The 16994-nt window shown below is 42.2% G+C and carries 11 protein-coding genes and 1 tRNA gene; 3 read left to right on the forward strand and 9 right to left on the reverse strand.

Going from position 1 to position 16994, the window contains the following annotated elements; genetic code table 11:
- Positions 1 to 107: 107 nt before the first annotated feature.
- The 6 genes from A4S05_RS06255 to A4S05_RS06280 all read right to left on the reverse strand — a co-directional run bounded on the left by A4S05_RS06255 (position 108) and on the right by A4S05_RS06280 (position 11862).
- Positions 108 to 6041 (reverse strand): tetratricopeptide repeat protein, encoded by a 5934-nt coding sequence (locus A4S05_RS06255; protein ID WP_084227010.1) that lies wholly within the window; start codon positions 6039 to 6041, stop codon positions 108 to 110.
- Between the two features lie 42 nt (positions 6042 to 6083).
- Complete coding sequence (locus tag A4S05_RS06260) at positions 6084 to 7385, reverse strand: P-loop NTPase fold protein (protein ID WP_069068968.1); 1302 nt, start codon at positions 7383 to 7385, stop codon at positions 6084 to 6086.
- Between the two features lie 375 nt (positions 7386 to 7760).
- On the reverse strand, positions 7761 to 8240 hold the full coding sequence (locus A4S05_RS06265; protein ID WP_069068969.1) for a filament morphology membrane protein FcmC: 480 nt from the start codon (positions 8238 to 8240) through the stop codon (positions 7761 to 7763).
- 5 nt (positions 8241 to 8245) lie between these two features.
- Positions 8246 to 9403: a filament morphology actin-like protein FcmB gene (locus A4S05_RS06270; RefSeq protein ID WP_069068970.1), complete on the reverse strand. Its 1158-nt coding sequence runs from the start codon at positions 9401 to 9403 to the stop codon at positions 8246 to 8248.
- Between the two features lie 240 nt (positions 9404 to 9643).
- A complete protein-coding gene (locus A4S05_RS06275; protein WP_069068971.1) occupies positions 9644 to 10267 on the reverse strand; it encodes a DedA family protein in 624 nt (207 codons plus the stop codon).
- 512 nt (positions 10268 to 10779) lie between these two features.
- Positions 10780 to 11862 (reverse strand): Gfo/Idh/MocA family protein, encoded by a 1083-nt coding sequence (locus tag A4S05_RS06280; protein ID WP_069068972.1) that lies wholly within the window; start codon positions 11860 to 11862, stop codon positions 10780 to 10782.
- A gap of 343 nt (positions 11863 to 12205) precedes the next feature.
- On the opposite strand from A4S05_RS06280, the gene queC reads away from it, so the two are divergent.
- The gene (queC, locus tag A4S05_RS06290; protein WP_069068974.1) at positions 12206 to 12880 is read left to right on the forward strand and encodes a 7-cyano-7-deazaguanine synthase QueC; all 675 of its coding nucleotides are present in this window, start codon (positions 12206 to 12208) and stop codon (positions 12878 to 12880) included.
- 33 nt (positions 12881 to 12913) lie between these two features.
- On the opposite strand, the gene A4S05_RS06295 is transcribed toward queC, so the two are convergent.
- Together A4S05_RS06295 and A4S05_RS06300 are read right to left on the reverse strand one after the other, a co-directional pair.
- Entirely contained in the window at positions 12914 to 14347 is a 1434-nt protein-coding gene (locus A4S05_RS06295) for a hemolysin family protein (protein ID WP_176726930.1), read from the reverse strand.
- Between the two features lie 125 nt (positions 14348 to 14472).
- Positions 14473 to 15174, reverse strand: a complete 702-nt coding sequence (locus A4S05_RS06300; RefSeq protein WP_069068975.1) for a hypothetical protein — start codon at positions 15172 to 15174, stop codon at positions 14473 to 14475.
- Positions 15175 to 15465: 291 nt separating this feature from the next.
- Between A4S05_RS06300 and A4S05_RS06305 the strand changes: the two genes are divergently transcribed.
- Positions 15466 to 15538, forward strand: a tRNA-Ile gene (locus tag A4S05_RS06305).
- A gap of 118 nt (positions 15539 to 15656) precedes the next feature.
- Here A4S05_RS06305 and A4S05_RS06310 read toward each other — a convergent pair.
- A complete protein-coding gene (locus A4S05_RS06310; RefSeq protein WP_069068976.1) occupies positions 15657 to 16091 on the reverse strand; it encodes a hypothetical protein in 435 nt (144 codons plus the stop codon).
- A gap of 106 nt (positions 16092 to 16197) precedes the next feature.
- On the opposite strand from A4S05_RS06310, the gene pyrE reads away from it, so the two are divergent.
- Positions 16198 to 16821 (forward strand): orotate phosphoribosyltransferase, encoded by a 624-nt coding sequence (gene pyrE, locus A4S05_RS06315; protein ID WP_069068977.1) that lies wholly within the window; start codon positions 16198 to 16200, stop codon positions 16819 to 16821.
- The last annotated feature ends 173 nt before the right edge of the window (positions 16822 to 16994 follow it).

The following is a 16994-nucleotide window of genomic DNA, read 5'->3' on the forward strand; positions in this document are numbered from 1 at the left end:
GCGCAGCAACTTGTCATCAGACAGCGCCTTTTGGCTCACAATTAAAATCCGCCTTCGTAGACGTTTCATATAATATCTACGTAGCTTGGTTTGTGTAGGGGTGAATTCTAATCGCTAAGTATTTTAGTATTATCTAGATTTGAATGCATTAACTGCTCCACCTCGGCAGCTTTTTCGCTTAAATCAAGCTCTCTGTAGATTTGCAGACTTTCTGTTAAAAACTGGGTAGCAGTTACCTTAGTACCTGATTTATAATGCTGGGCGCGGCTCAGGTATATTTCGCCCAAGAGTTTACAAGATGAAGCTTCTAGTTTTCGGCGATTGTACTCCTGAAAAACTTGGAGGGACTCTTGAGCTAATTCTTCGGCTCGGTCAAGATTTTTTAAGACGCTGACTTCCAGATAGGCACGGGCGATATCAAGAGCTTCATCTGCTCGATTTACTGTCTGCACCAGTTCGGCAAGATATGTCAAGCCAGTATTATAATATTCTTCAAATTGGGCAATTTGTTCTTGCGGTAACGAGTCTTCAATAGACAACAGGCGTAGGTGTTCTGACCAGATTAAGCTAAAGATAATGTGGTCGTAAGCAAGATTTTCTTTATAGTCTCCTGTAGTATTTATTTGGATGGCTTGACGGATATTTTGTTCAGCTTGCGCCAGTAATTCAAAAGCTATTGCTCTATCTGAGGTATTTTTTGCTAACAAGCGTTGACTGTTACCAATTGCTCTATGACATTTAGCTACAGCCTCACCTAAATCTAGTTGCTGGTACAAGTTGTAACTGTGCTGAAAATACTCTAACGCCTGCTTATAATTATCCCAGGCTATATAAATTCGTCCTAGCCAATAATATGCATTAGCTATTTCGGGTTTGTTTTCTAGTGCTTGATGTAGCAAAAGATATTGTTCTTGACATTTAACTGCTTGCTCATATTTACCCCAATTAAGGTAGCAATAAGCTAACCAGTCCCATTGACTAGCCACATCTTTTACTTTATCTAATTGCTCGTAAAGGTCACGGCTTTGTTGGAAGTAGGCGATCGCTTGTTCATATTTCCCCCAAGCTTGATGAATCCAGCCTAGTTGAAAGTAGGCACTAGCTATACTTGGTTCGTCTTCTAAGCATTGATATTGTGCCAAGGACTTTTGCTGACACTCAAGTGCTTGTTCATATTTGCCCCATTCCCGATAACAATCAGCTAGCCAGTACCACAAGTTAGCAACATCCTTCTCTTTGCCTAATTGGTCATAGAGTTCTCGGCTTTGTTGGAAATAGGAGATCGCTTGTTCATATTTGCCCCATGCTTGATATATACGTCCTAGCTGATAATGAGCAAGAGCTATTCTGGTTTGGTCATCTAACTGATGGCAAATTGCCAAATCCTTTTCCTGACACTCTACGGCTTCCTGATATTTACCCCAATCACGATAGCAATCAGCTAGCCGATACCACTGGTTAGCTATATCTTTCTCTTTACCTAATTGCTCAAAGAGGTCACAGCTTTGTTGATAGTAGGCGATCGCTTGTTCATATTTCCCCCAAGCTTGATGAATCCAGCCTAGTTGAAAGTAGGCACTAGCTATACCTGGTTTGTCTTCTAACTTTTGACGTTGTGCCAAGCACTTTTGCTGACATTCAAATGCTTGTTCATATTTAACCCATTCTCGGTAGCATCCAGCCAAGTTGTACCACTGACTAGCTACATTTTTGTCTTGACCCAATTGCTCATAGAGGGCACGGCTTTGTTGGAAATAAGCGATCGCTTGTTCATACTTGCCCCATGCTTGATAGATACGACCTATTTGTCTGTAGGCATCTGCTACATTTGTTTGGTCATCCATTTGTTGACGGATTGCTAAATCTTTGAGTTCATATTCTAGTGCCGACTCATATTTGTCCCATTCTCGATAGCAACTAGCCAGCCAGTACCACTGGTTTGCTACATTCTTCTCTAAACCCAATTGCTCATAGAGTTCACGGCTTTGTTGATAGTGGGCGATCGCTCGTTCATATTTGCCCCAAGCTTGATAGATGCGACCTAGTTTATGGTGTGTCGAAGCTACACCTGATTTTTCTTCTAACTTTTGGCGTTTTACCAGGCACTTTTGCAGATACTCAACAGCTTGTTCATATTTGCTCCATTCGCCGTAGCAATCACCCAACCAATACCACAAGTCAGCCACATCTTTTTCTTTGCTCAATTGCTCATAGAGGTCACAGCTTTGCTGGTAGTGGGTGATAACTTGTTCATATTTACCCCAAGTTTGATAAATTCGTCCTAAACGCCAATAGACCAGAGCAATTCCAGGTTGGTCATCCAACTGCTGGCGGATTACCAATTCTTTTTGCTGAGAGTCTACAGCCTGCTGATATTTACCCCATTCTTGGTAGCAATTACCCAGCCAGTACCATTGGTTTGCTACACCCTTCCCTTGACCCAATTGCTCATAAAGATCACGGCTTTGTTGGTGGTAGGCGATCGCTTGTTCATACTTACCCCAAGTTTGATAAATTCGTGCTAACCGCCAGTAGGCGAGAGCTATTCCAGGTTGGTCATCCAACTGCTGGCTGATTACCAATTCGTTTTGCTGACACTCTAATGCCTGTTGACATTTGCCCCATTCTCGGTAGCAATCACTCAACCAGCACCACTGGTTTGCTACATTCTTGTCTTGACCTAATTGCTCATAGAGTTCACGGCTTTGTTGGTGGTAGGTGATCGCTTGTTCATATTTACCCCATACTTGATAGATGTGACCTAACCGCCAGTAGACAAGAGCTATTCTAGGTTGCTCGTCCAACTCTTGGCCAATTGCCAATTCTTTTTGCTCGCACTCTAATGCCTGTTCATATTTTCCCCATTCTCGGTAGCAATCACCTAACCAAGACCATTGGTTTGCTACATTTTCCTCTAAACCCAATTGCTCATAGAGATTGCGGCTTTGTTGGTGGTAGGCGATCGCTTGTTCATATTTTCCCCATTCTTGATAAGTTTTAGCTATATTCCACAAATCACTTGCTTCATCTTCAGGCTTGCAAAACTCTCTGTCTATAGCTAACGCCTGCTGGAAGCATTCTAGTGACTGCTCGTATTTGGTGTGTAAGCGATGACAAATACCGCGATTTCTCCAAAACAGTAGAAAAGCTGATGGATGAATATATAAGGCTAGTTTTTCAAAGCATTCCTGATAGTAGTCAATTGCTTGCTCAAATTTATCTTGTTCCTGATAACAAGTTGCAATTGACCAAGCTATATAAGCACTGTACCTGACATTTGGCTGAACATTGATTTCTTCTAGAAGCTCAACAGCTTTTGTATATTTATCTGTACGAATATAAGATATTGCGGTAAGTAAATTTAATGCTTTTTGAGAGTCTTGATCGCCATTATAATTTTCCAGACTATTTTCTAAAGCAGGTGTGATTTCTTCACCTAGTTCTTTAACCAATTCTCTAAGACGACAAAATAGAGTAGGCTCTAGCTGATTAACAATATCAATGGCATAACTAACTAATCCTGCTCCTGATTCACCACAAGCAACATAAAGAATAGTGGTCTGTGCTTTTACCCGTATCTCTTCAGTAAGTATTGAGTCATTAACAAATTCTTTTAGTCGTGCCAGAACTTCACCTTTCTGGTTAAACAGTTCAATTTGGCGTAACAGCCTTAACAGTTGTTTAGTTGTATCATCCTGAAAGTCTGTATCTAAACCAAGATAAGTAATAACTAATTTTTGAATTAGCTTTTTGCGACGACTACTATTGACCTCAACTTGAGTTAAAACCTCACCAGCAAATAATAAATCTTTCAACCGTAATTCCGACTGCTTACAGTTAGTAGTTGATTCTTCTTGCAAATCTGACCAGATGATAATTGCATCCTGCGAAGATACATTTTTTATTTTTAACTTCGCACCTTTAATTACAGGTTCATAAGCCTCAAGATTACTGAAAAGCTGCTCAACTAGCTTATTAACCTGTTTAGGAGAATAAATTCCGTAATAACCTAAAGCCAGTAAAATTGGCTCATTCCAACGCGGTTCATGCAAATGTTTACGGATAATTGCTAAAATATCGCTTACTTCATTGTCAGCAATATAACGTGCAGCAAAATACTCCTCAAACGTCAGGTGCATAAAGCCGTAGACTCCAGGCGCACGTTCCACAAATAGACCTGTGGTTTCCCGCACTTTTCGTAAAAACTCCTGCACGGCTTGGCGTACTGAGTCTGATTCTAAGTCAGTATCATTTAGTTCTGCTAGCTTTGCTGCTAACTGTTGTTCAACTTCTGCCTCAGTGACTAAACCAGAAGGCTTTTCCTCATGCATCCAGTAAGCCAGTGGTGCTAAAAATGCAACTACTTCATTTTGGTTCAGCAGCACTTTCGGAGCATCTGGCAACTTCTTCCCTAGCTGCCAATCTTCGGTCAAGGTTTGCACTGCCAATTCATAAAGTTTCACCCGGCGGTTAGGTAGGCGCTCACCATTGCGGTGAATCAGTGCCAAAATTGTCAACAGTAGAGGGTTCGCTGTCAAGCGCTTTACACCCTCATTGTCTTTAATTGCCTCTAAAATCTTCCTTGCTTGGTCATCTCCTGCTCTTTGCCATTGCGCCTCACTAGCTTCTGGCTGCTGCGCTCGTTCTATGGCTAAACACCAGCGTTGCAGGAATTTTTCTACCTGTTCGTCACCCATATCTTCGATAGTGAACTCAGCAAAACGGCTGCTCAGTTTCACATCGCGGTAACCAGCTATCCGACTGGTAATGACAAACTTATTATTAGAGAAAGCATTGACAAACTGATCAATTCTTTCCACAATCAGCCTGCGGCTTTCTTGTTCAAATACCTCATCTAGCCCATCCAGCAGTATCAAGCACTGCCCTTGGTACATTTTTTCTAATAGTAGCGCCGCCATCTCTGTTCCCGCTTCCACTTCATCTTGAAAGTAAGCTTCCCACTGACGGTAGAATTGGCGCAGATAGTCGAGCAGGCTTAACTGTGGTTCTTGTTGAAGTCGTTCTGCATAATCGGCAATACGAAAGAAAATTGGCAACAGAGCTTTACCCAATTCTTCTTGGGGTTCGCCACCAATTACTGTTTCATTGCCGTCACGTTTCGCCGTGGCAAAATGTAGCGCTAGATAACGCAGTAACGTTGTCTTTCCCGCCCCTGGAGCGCCGAGAATTACGCAGTATTGATTCTCCCGCACTGCATGAGATAAATCAATTCTTTGTGTTACTGTTTTAGTGCTAGTAGTGGATATTGAACTTAGTAAAACTGGTTCGTAATAAGAAGGTTCGTCTAAATCGTAGAGGCCAGAGATGCCCAACCTATGTTCAGCTTTGCGAAATGTAGTCATCTCTTGGTCTAGTTTCGACGTTTCTGTTATCTGCTGTCGCCTTACTGCTTGTAGTGAAACATAAATTTGATCCAGAAAAATATCCACTTGGCGCTGGACTTGCATCACGCCACTGATTTTGAGATAGGAATTTTCAGCTATCAACCACTCCAGATAAGGATAAAACAGAGGATTTACGGGTGGACGTGCCTCAAATTTCACCAACTTACCCCGCCAATCCCAGAAATCAGGCGCACGGTTACGAAACTCTTCTAAAAATTCTTCTTTATTCAGCCAAAAAATTATGACTAATTCCCGACCAAATAGCGAATCTCTCCCTAAATTCAACTGCTTCATCTCTTGTTTTAGGCGTGATGTTGGCAGTTGATCAATTCCAAACGCCATTATCAATTTGCGTTTAGTTTGAGAATTATGCAGCCCAGTTTCATCTAAACTGTAGAGAAAGTTATAGAGTGAGTTATCACTGTAAAAAAAGTTTTGAGGTTCATGAAAAGTATGATCCCCATCTGACAAAAGTAACTTTATTCCCTCGACTACCGGATGTTGTGGCCCACTCTCCGGTGCAATAGCAAAAATTGTCGTTGTTCCACTAGATAATTCTAAGAAACTAACTAATTTATTTAGCTCTGTTGCGTCATTTGCACTTAGAGAATAAGTGTTATCTTCGTTAGAAGCCATTTTTATTAATTAATAATTGCTGATTGCGAGAGAAAACAACTATTAAATTTTTGGAGAGTTAGCAGCTTGCCAACGTTGTAAGTCTTCTAATAAAATAGGGTTCACATCAAACCAGGATCTTTTACTGTGATTGTAATAGCCTAATACAAATTTATTTTGCAAAAGCTCATCACAAATCACAAACTGACCTTTGTTAGGCAAACTATGTGTATTAGTAGTTAAGCAACCTGTGCGGTGAACTTTATCTAGTTCCGGGAAATGGTAATCACTCAAATTATATTCTCTGCGAACTTCTTGCACAGCCTCTTTAGCAACATCTAAGTCTACATATATCAAATCTAGCCTTAAAGAAACTTCACAAGCTGTACGAGCCAGTCGCACCAAGTCACGCATCACACCGCCACTCTTTTCAGAAATTAGTTCTAGCGCATCTGGATTAAATAAACCCTTATAAGCAACACCCAAACTTGCTAAACGCTTATGAATTACACTATTAAGAATGTCTCTACCAAGTTGATTAGGGATTGTAGTAGGACATAAATTTTCATCACACTCAAATACTGGTGGATTCGTTAAATCTAAGCATTTTTGAAAGCTTTCCATTGGTTGACGAAAGCTTGGAGAATATCTGAGCGAAATCGGAATCGCATATATAATATGGCAACTTAGCTGAGTCAGCAGTGGACTAGCGAACATTTCCAAGGCTGTAACTTGATCGTGTCGGTCAAGACCATCTACAATCACCAGTAACTTCTGCTTGTTTCTTTTCTCAGCAGCTTCTATGATGGCGTTAACTCGCTCAATTATTTTACTAAGCTGCGGACGAATATTAAGAGTTGTAGTAACTTTGCGAGTTAAACCTTGTTTAAGAATTAGACCTAGTTTTTTGAGAATTTCTGGAAGTTCAAGACCCGTATTTTCAGCATCTTCATCTTGATAAACTACAGTTTTGAGACTTTCGAGTAAATCATTTAATAAATCGTCTTTTAAACCCCACTCTCGTTGAATAACTTTTTCAAAAATTTTAATTCCAATTAAGACTACAACTTCAGCATAGCCAATGTTGTACTGGTCGAGAGCAGTTACAGTATCAATCCAAATTACTGTATACTTACTGTTCAAATGTTGTTCTAATCGCCGCAATTCTGTAGTTTTGCCACCACCCCTGTGACCTGCTAATAAAAATTTAGCTGGGTCGTCTTCCATATCCAAGAAAGTGATTAAATTCTCTACAGGACTGTTGGCTCGCTGGACATAAAAATTTTTCAGTTCTTCAGGTGTAGTAAGTGGTTCCTCTGGCTTAAAAAGCTGATAAGCAGGCTTCCAAAAACTGGTATTACTCATGGTGACAAATTTTAGCTGATCTCAAACGGTGTTTTGACTTACACTCGTTTATCTCAGTATAACTGGGTAATTTCCTGCTGTAGATTCCTAGAATCGAAAAACTTTATACTATAGTCCGAAATAATACTCTATGCCACTTTGATTGCACACTAAAAATTGATGTGCGATCGCTCGGTTTTACATAACTTGATTAGCCGCGTAGATGCATTGACGTAAAGCAGCTTCCCGTTCGCGTAGCGTCTCCAAAGAATAAGGGTAGCGATCGTTGCTAAATATTGTGTCTGTACAAAGATATAAACATTAATAATCCTTAATAGTATTAACTATTAAGGATTGTTAACATGAGCAAAAACTGCTCACAAACCTGATTGTTCCTTAAAAATCATCGAGAAACTGACTAAGGCGACTGATTACGGGGTCAACCTCTTGAGGAGGGGTAGCAACAGTATAAGAAGTATTATTTACTACTTCTAATTGAGTTGGAGACGGAACGAACGAGCGATCGTTGACTATGAGCGCCAGTTGTGCAACTTGTTGAGAAAGTTGCAATAGATGATGTTCCATCGCCTCCAAACGATTAGATCCCTTGGCAAAAAAACGTTCCTCAAGTCCAGCCACTTGACGTTGCAGTTCACCGATTTGTTGATCAATCGGTGTTGTTACTGCCGTTTGTGGAGCAGGTTGTACAGATTCCGGTACACATAAAGATTGCCACAAGGCTTCTTTACAGAGATCGCTGAAAGTCTTGTCTGGTTGTTTTTCCAAATAACTTTCTACTTGCGCTAACAAGCTTTCATCAGCAAGCTCTGGGTTGAACGTGACGGATTTAACTACCTTTTTTGACCATTGGAACATCAGTTTTATGCCCTAGCAGCGCGATTGGAGGATAATTGTGCCTCTCCATAAATATACTGCCCCAAAGCATTCGCCTGACGGGAAGGTGCTGCTAAATGAGCATTAATCTTTGCTTCCTTGAGCAGACGTTGAACGTCGTCCCAGAAGAACTCACCACCCCCGCCAGTGAGAATCACATCGGTGACGCGTTCTGGCAACCAGGCTAGCACACGGCTACAGATTTCGCGAGAAAACATCTCTGTGAGGTTGGGAAGAAAATCGTCTAGGTTGGTGGGCTTGCTAGCGCCTTTAGGACGGTAAAAGCGTTCACCTCTGGGTTTGTTGACAGCGGAAATCAGGGCTAGAGATTGACTATCTGCTCCCTCGATTTCGGCAGACACCAATTCATAAAACTTATTCATCCCGAAGTCTTCGCTCTTAGAAGCACCTCTGGCAAAACGGAAGTTATCTACCATCAAAAGATCGACGGTTTGGTGTCCAATATCAACGATCGCCACCGATATTTTTGTAAAATCGGGACTACCAGGGCTTTTCTTCGGTTGAGCTTCAGACCACAGCAAGCTGCCGTAACCTTCTGGCATTACCCATACCTTATTGACGTTCAGCGACACAGATTCGCCTCGGAAGTTCAACACATGAGGGCCACCTACTTGGCTAATCAACTGTGCTTTTTCCTTTTCAAATTGCTCTAAGGAAAGAAAAGGCAGACCTAGTACGACTGAGATATCATCTCTGAGTTTGAAGTAGCCAGCACTTGCTAATACTTTTACTAGTGCAGCTTCTACTTTAGATTGGCCAACTCCTAGATTCGCTCCAAAATCGGCTGCTAGTTGACCAACAGCATATCCATTTCCTTGATACTCCAGCCACAAATCCATTAAGGGATCAGTGGCTCTGGCTTCAAAAACACCACCGCGTACTTGCTCTATTGACATCTGCTTGACGTTGGCAGGTACGAACACCACATTACCAGGTTCACGACTCACACAAGTTTTTGTGGAAGTTCTGCCTAAGTCAACACTGAGAATGGTTTTTCCCGGAACACCGCCTGTCTTGGGAGGATTATTATTAACAGCATTGATGGGAGTCGATGCTAACGGCTGCCTATTCATCGGTATAGCAGCGGCATTGATTGGGGTAGCGGCGGAAGGTTGGTCTGTCATGAAAGCTCCTAGTTCAAATTTAACTGTAAAAAGTTGTCATGCTCATCTTACAAAAATGCGAGCAACCAGAAATTCTAGGTTGCGTCAAGTGTAGCTAGAAATACGTCAAAAATGAATTCCGGCGATATCTCCGATAAGCTCATGCATTCGCACATCTAGTATTATTTGGCATAGTGTAGGCGAATTTTGGTCAGATGTAACCCCTGCTTTCACTGCTTTCAAACCAAAAGCGTCCGTGTTTTATCTTCTAGTACGTCTTAACTGGCGCTTGAATATCCAGAAAACAAATGCTAGAACCAAACCCCCAAGTACGATTTTGGATACAGGAGCAAGGTACTTGTCCACAAGTTCATACTGACTACCCAATATGTATCCTGAGTATGTTAGCAAACCCACCCAAGCAGCGCTACCGAATGTTGTGTAAACCAAAAATGGTAGCAAGGGCATATTGCTCATCCCTGCGGGAACAGAAATCAAGGTGCGGATTCCCGGTACAAGACGACCAATTAATACTGCTGTTCTACCTTGTCGATTAAACCACTCTTTGGCCTTGGTGATATCTTTACTAGATATACCCAACCATTTGCCATACTTGTCAGCCCAACGCTTCAAACGGATTTCGCCCAAAAACTTACCTGGATAGTACCAAATAAGTGCGCCCAATACAGAACCCAAAAGTCCTGCGAAAAACACACCAATGATATTTAGCTTTGCCCCTCCTGGTTGATATGGACTTGCTGTAAATCCAGCTAGTGGCATGATCAATTCTGAAGGAATGGGGGGAAACAGGTTCTCTAGGAACATCAGTAGGGCGATTCCCCAATAGCCAAAATAGTTGATAGTATTAGTTATCCATTCAAGCATTTAGTCAATTCCTGAAATTGCTGCATTATTAAAGTTGGCATCGCAACGGAGAAACAAAGCAAGACCGAATGGAAGGTAGGGGTATGTTTCATTAATTTCGAGGGTTATTAAAAGTTCGGAAGTAGCTCTAACCCTTGAAATTGAGCGATAAATCGCTCACTACGAACCTTACAAAATTAATGAAACCAACCACTAGTAGTTTGCCAACCCAAAGATGCTAGGTGAGGTCTGGGGAAAGGGGAAAGGGAAAAGGTTAAGGGATTTAAAACCTTTCCCCCTTCCCCTTTACCCTTTACCCCGCCAAGTTCACTTGGCGAACTACTAGGTTTTGTTTTCTAATTTTTTAGATCCCCCTTAGTCGCTTTTGTAATCAGGACTTGGGAGGATCTAAAGATTTGATGGCAAATTTAAAAACATATTTTAGATTTTTTTTGAGGTTGTGGCTGTGGGAGAGCAGGGAGAAAATTTTACCTTGTCCCCCTCATCCCCTCATCCCCTCATCCCCTCTTGGTCTAGGCTGTCGGTGTCAATGATTGTACCCTTGGTTCCGATTGCCAGTCTAATGGATTCCAAACTCGATCTTCCAGCGCCATCTGTTCAATTAAACTTGCCAGTCTTAGGGCTTTGAGAGCTTGTTCACCACCTACTGATGGTTGATTGCCACCATGCACACAGTTGACAAAATGTTCTAATTCTGCACTTAAGGGTTGAATGTTGCTGGTGTAGACTTTTTCAATCACACCATCTTGCCTATAAAGTACTTGTCGGTGGTCGGTGAGAGAATTGGCAGCCGTTTGTCGGTGAATCAAAATTTCATTCTTGAGAAAATCTGCCTCAGTAAATGAATTTTTGCAATGGGCGACAATCCGGCGAATTTTTCGGTGGGTAACTTTACTAGCAGTCAGAGTAGCAACAATACCATTGGCAAACCCCAAGGTGGCGGTTACATAATCTAGATAACCAGAGTCTAGGGAGCGAGTACCGCTAGCAGTCAATTTTGTTACTGGGGAAGCAGCTAATTCTAGAAGGAGGTCGATGTCATGGATCATTAAATCCAGCACAACTGAAACATCGTTTGCCCGGTCTGAGTAGGGACTCATTCTGTGGGCTTCTAGCGCCAGCAATTCCTCTGTTTTTAGCACTTGGCTCAGTTCTTTAAAAGCTGGGTTGAAACGCTCAATATGACCTACTTGCAGGATACACCCAGATTCAGCTGCGGCATTTACTAAAGATTCTGCCTCAGAAATACTGGCTGCGATGGGTTTTTCAATTAAAACATGAATTCCCGCTAACAGACAGTTGATACCCACGGCATAGTGCAGACGGGTGGGAACAGCTACACAAACTGCTTCCACAAGGGGTAGCAGGTCACAGTAATCTTCAAAAAAACGCACCTTGTACTTGCTGGCAGTTTCTAATCCTCGCTCGACATTGATATCTGCCACTCCGACTAGTTCAACATCTTTCATTGAACTCAGCACGCGAGTGTGGTGTTGTCCCATGTTACCCACTCCAATCACGCCTATGCGGATCGGTCGTGGCTGGTTGCGCTGTGTATATGGATTCGGTTCTGCCACTGACATGCTATTTTGCACTATTATTCTCTCCTCAACCACCAAATTTAGAGACGCTACGGCCGTTGGCGTTTATACTCGAAAGCCGGTTACGATCCGTCTAAAACCATCCAGATGGTAACATAGAGCCTATGTTTATGAAGAATTTCAAAGTTTGTGATCGGTTCCCGTAATCCAAATATCTTTTGTATAGATATTTCGGGTTTGCTTGGGATTTTGCACTTTCTACAAAGAATATATGTCTTTTTATTAAATTTAAAAAATTCAGTAAGACCTAAGTGTAAATTCTCCTTCGCATTGTTTCCTGGCATCTTGTTAAGGTTTGTTTGATTTGGCGATTTGAAATCCAAAAGTTGCAATTGAGATGAAAGCTGTAATTCTGTTATCTGGGGGATTGGACTCTTCCACAATTCTGTATAAAGCTAAGGCAGATGGCTGTGAATGTCATGCTATTTCCTTTGATTACCAGCAGCGACACCGACGAGAGTTACAGTCAGCCCTCACCGTTGGTCAAAAGGCTGCGATCGCAAAACATCAGGTAGTTAATTTTGATTTACGACAATGGGGTGGTTCAGCACTTACCGATGACGCCATTGATTTACCCCAGGAGCGATCGCTAGATGAAATGTCTCAAAATATTCCTGTCACTTATGTTCCGGCTCGTAATACCATCTTTTTAAGCTTTGCTCTGGGTTACGCCGAAGCGATCGCAGCAGAGCGTGTCTATATTGGTGTCAACGCCTTAGATTACTCAGGATATCCTGACTGTCGCCCCGATTATATCCAGGCAATGCAGGAAGTTTTTCGCCTGGGAACCAAACAGGGGCGTGAGGGACAACCAATTAATATTGTTGCACCCCTAATAAATTTGAAAAAAACTGAAATCATCCAACTGGGGAACCAATTGGGAGTTCCTTGGGAGCTAACTTGGTCTTGCTATGCCGGTGGTGATGTCGCCTGCGGCGTGTGTGATTCTTGTCGCTTGCGGCTAGCAGCTTTTGCCGAATTGGGACTTGTTGATCCAGTGGCCTATGCTTAATGTGGGCATTGGGCATTGGGCATTGGGCATTGGTTATTTTCCCTCTGCTCCCCCTGCTCCCCCTGCTTCCTCATCTCTCTCCTCCCCCTCCTCCTCCAGGCGTCGCAGTTGAATTTGATGCAGCCGTGGGCCAACAATTGATACCACAGTGAATTCGAGATTTTCATAACAGAAGGTTTCGCCTTTAACAGGAATTTTCTGTAACTGATACAGCAAAAAGCCTCCCAGTGTTTGGTATTCTCTTGTCACGGGTAAATCGAGATGCAAAACCTCGTTGAGGTCTTCGAGGTTAATTTGTGCCTGCACCAAAAATTTCTGCTCATCTAACATCTGAATCAGTAAATCGTCGCTGCTTTCAGGTTCGCCGGCGTCGCCAATGATTTCGGCAATGACATCTTTGATTGTCACTAGTCCCACAGTACCGCCAAATTCATTCACTACCATGACCATAGCTGGTTTCTCTTGCTGCATCATGGGCAAAAGTTCACTCAAGGGCGTGTGTTCTGGAACAAATCGGGCGGGACGCATCCAAGGTTGGATCTGTGTCTCTAAACTTAGGTTTCCTACAGCCAAAGGTTGTGCCAAATCTTTAAAATAAACAATGCCGCGAACATCGTCCAAAGATTCACCAATCACGGGATAGCGAGAGTAACCAGTAGAAGCCATTTCCTTGAGTAATGTCTGGAAGGTAGCATCTTTTGGCAGTGTGATAATACTGGTGCGGGGGATCATCACATCTTGGGCCATGACATCCCCAAACTCAAAGACATTATTGAGCAGTTCTCGCTCCGCACGCTGTAAACCAGTAGATCCCCATTCTGTAGAAATAATCAGTTGCAATTCTTCAGGGGTTACAGGTGGTCGCCAGCCTTGACCTGTGTATTGGATGCCAAAAATTCGTAATAAAAAACGAGTTGATTGGTTGAGAATCCAAATGAAGGGGCCAAAAAAACGCACGATCGCTTTTACCGAAGGCCCCAAAAACCTCGCTAGCTGTTCTGAGTACAGCATGGCTAAGGATTTAGGACATAGTTCTCCGATCACAATTTGCAAATAGGCAATTAAGAAAAAGGCAATGGGAATTGATAGGGAATGGGCCAGGAAGGTAGTCATCCCACTGGGTAAAGGCCAGGATTTAAACCATGCATTCACCAGCACGACAATCGTACTTTCGCCAATCCATCCCAGTGCCAAACTAGAGAGGGTAATGCCTAACTGAGTGGTAGATAGCAGTCGGTCAATACTGCGTTGTAGCATTTCGACTGCGATCGCTGGAATATCCCCAGCCTTAACTAGCTGGTGAATACGCGATCGCCGCACGCTCACCATCGAAAATTCCGCTGTCACAAAAAAGGCATTTATGGCAATCAGTAGTAGCACTGACAATAACCGTAGCGCCACATCTGTCCAAATTAAATTAGGAAAACCAATCACCACCAAAGCTCGTGTAAAACTCACGCCCTCCATTCTTGGATTTTGGATTTTGGATTTTGGATTTTGGATTTAGTTCTAGGTATCTAGGTAAATTGCTTAGTACCAAGTCCCCAATTTAAAATCTAAAATCTAAAATCTAAAATCTCCAGTTGCCCAATCTACCTTTCTACAGGAATATCCAATGCCTCTAGCTTCAATTGTTGAGCGGGATAGTCAGTAAGAGCAAGTGATATTTTTTTGACATCATCAAGTAAAGCTGTGGGAATGCTCACTGTACCTGAAAATGCTGGCCCATTTACAGGCAATTCTGTTGGTAAACCCTCTGTACTGGCACTCAGGGTTCGTCCTTTATCATCGCTAACATCTAGAAAACTATAAAGGAAGCGCACAGAATCCTTACCTTTGTTCTGCATTTTTACTTTCAGAAGCAAATCACCACCAGAGTAGCGGAAAGATTCTACAGTCATGGTTACACCCTCACTTTGGGCAGTAATCGGAAAACCTGGCTGGGGTTTTTCTTCAACCACTGCTGGGGGTTTTTCCTCTGGTTTCTGCTTGCTGCTATTGGTTTCTTCATCGTCTTCCTCTAGCTTTTCTGATTTAGCAGCCTTGGTCTTACCCTCAACTCGCGCCTTAACAATTTTCAGAATCTCTTCCTCTTTTAATAGCACTAGCCCTCCCTGTTGAGAGCTATTTGCCTTATTGCTGGCAAATTTGGTTGTGGGTCGCCCATCTGGTGTGGTAACGCCTTTAAGTGCCGAACTCCCTAGTTCAAACCCCAGAAGTGCGCTCACAGAACCTGCTCCCATCATCAGGATTAACAAAATCAAAGTAAGAAGTACAGTAGAATTTATTTTCATCGCTGACAAGCTATCACAATAGAATGCTGGTCTATTTAAGAATAGTGAAGCTTTTGACCTCAATCCTTAAAGGAACTTAATCAATATTAGTTTGCACTATATCTATGATCAAATTATGTAGTATAAAAATCTAGTAAACTATTGTCCAGTGTTCACACGTGGTAAATTTGTGGTATATTCATTGAATTGGCTAAACTCGGTATATGAGGTATTCTCCTCGTTGTAAAAATCAGCCAATTAAGGTTGACCTAAGAGTGAAAGCAATTTACTCATAGCAACTCAACACTACAAGCGCCTTTGGCCGATTGGGGAGGCAACGAACTCATAATTCGTCTTCAGGCTGGTTCGATTCCAGCAGGGCGCACTGACATCATCAAAAACTAGTAATAGACGGAATTAGGGGAGAGGTGACAGGTGACAGGTGATAGGGAATAATCTGTACCCTGTAAGCTGTACCCTATTCCCTTCTTCACTCCCCAATCTTACCGAGATGGTAAGGTTTCAAACCTGAATTCAGTTCCTACTCTGAGTTTGTTGCTATTCAAACGAGGAGACATCATCAGTGATGTGTCATAAGGATTTGGTAAATCAGGGGTGCGAATATAAGGATCGTTGCCAACTTGCTGAGTCAGGACATCATGATATAAAGTGTTAACCAACTCAGCATCGCGGGCAATTTCATTTTCTGGGAAAGAACCACCGAAACCAGAACCAGATCCTAGAAATGAGTCTAGCTGGCGTTTGAGGCTGCTATTTTCGTAGAAATTGCGATCGTGACGAAAATAAGCTCGTTCAAATACATCACTCGTAGTTTCAGCTTTCGGTGTTTCCGTTTGGGCAGATGCAACAGAGGGAAAAGCAATACCAGCAGCAAGCAGCACTAATAAACCACCAAGGGTTTTGAATTTTATACGCACGTTTCCGACTCCTCAATTTTTGTTTTGGGCGAATCTTAATTTATGCTTAAGTTCAGAACTCTGATGAGTTCAACCTTTGGTGTAGCACAACTTTTAATGTTTTGTAATGACGTATCCTACTGAAACTCTTACCCACTCAGATATTTGGGCAACCACTCCTGATTTGACCACCTTGCGCCACAAGCTACTAGATTTATTTTGTCAACTTGCTTATCAAGAGGGTGATTTTCTCCTTTCTTCTGGGTTACGTAGTTCTTATTATGTCAATAAGACACAGGTAACACTGCATCCTCAAGGGGCTTTGGCAGTTGGGCGTTTAGTGTTTCCTTTATTACCTTTAGATACACAGGCTGTAGGTGGTTTAACAATGGGGGCTGACCCAATTGTGACAGCAGTGAGTATAGTTTCTGTTTATGAAAACCGACCGATACCAGCGCTGATTATTCGCAAGGAAGCCAAGGGTTATGGGACGAAAGCTTATATAGAAGGTCCCAGTTTACCAGAGGGTGCAAAAGTAGTAGTTTTGGAAGATGTAGTTACAACTGGACAATCGGCTTTGAAAGCAGTTGAGCGTCTTAAAGATGCAGGTTATACCGTCAATCAAGTAATTTCACTAGTAGATCGACAACAAGGAGGAGGGGAATTGTACGAGTCAGCGGGGTTGAAGTTTGAAACTTTGTTTTCAATTCAAGAAGTTCAAGAACGCTACCGACAACTTGCGAATTCATAAGTGTCACTTGCCAAGTTGTTTGACAATTTGACAAATTTATGTAATTTAAATTATTACTCTTATTAAAGCCTTAATAAGGGTTTTATTATTTTAGGCTCAAAATAGCCTTTACTGCACTGGCGATCGCAAATATGTAAGTTACCTGATAAACGGTTGTTTAAGTCTCCATTTAT

This window comes from Nostoc sp. KVJ20, assembly GCF_001712795.1.
Lineage (GTDB): Bacteria > Cyanobacteriota > Cyanobacteriia > Cyanobacteriales > Nostocaceae > Nostoc.

Coding starts and splice junctions, on each gene's coding strand:
- pyrE (WP_069068977.1), top strand. CDS start 16,198: ATGACGTATCCTACTGAAACTCTTACCCACTCAGATATTTGGGCAACC.
- queC (WP_069068974.1), top strand. CDS start 12,206: ATGAAAGCTGTAATTCTGTTATCTGGGGGATTGGACTCTTCCACAATT.
- A4S05_RS06295 (WP_176726930.1), bottom strand. CDS start 14,347: ATGGAGGGCGTGAGTTTTACACGAGCTTTGGTGGTGATTGGTTTTCCT.
- A4S05_RS06300 (WP_069068975.1), bottom strand. CDS start 15,174: ATGAAAATAAATTCTACTGTACTTCTTACTTTGATTTTGTTAATCCTG.
- A4S05_RS06265 (WP_069068969.1), bottom strand. CDS start 8,240: ATGTTCCAATGGTCAAAAAAGGTAGTTAAATCCGTCACGTTCAACCCA.
- A4S05_RS06270 (WP_069068970.1), bottom strand. CDS start 9,403: ATGACAGACCAACCTTCCGCCGCTACCCCAATCAATGCCGCTGCTATA.
- A4S05_RS06260 (WP_069068968.1), bottom strand. CDS start 7,385: ATGAGTAATACCAGTTTTTGGAAGCCTGCTTATCAGCTTTTTAAGCCA.
- A4S05_RS06275 (WP_069068971.1), bottom strand. CDS start 10,267: ATGCTTGAATGGATAACTAATACTATCAACTATTTTGGCTATTGGGGA.
- A4S05_RS06255 (WP_084227010.1), bottom strand. CDS start 6,041: ATGGCTTCTAACGAAGATAACACTTATTCTCTAAGTGCAAATGACGCA.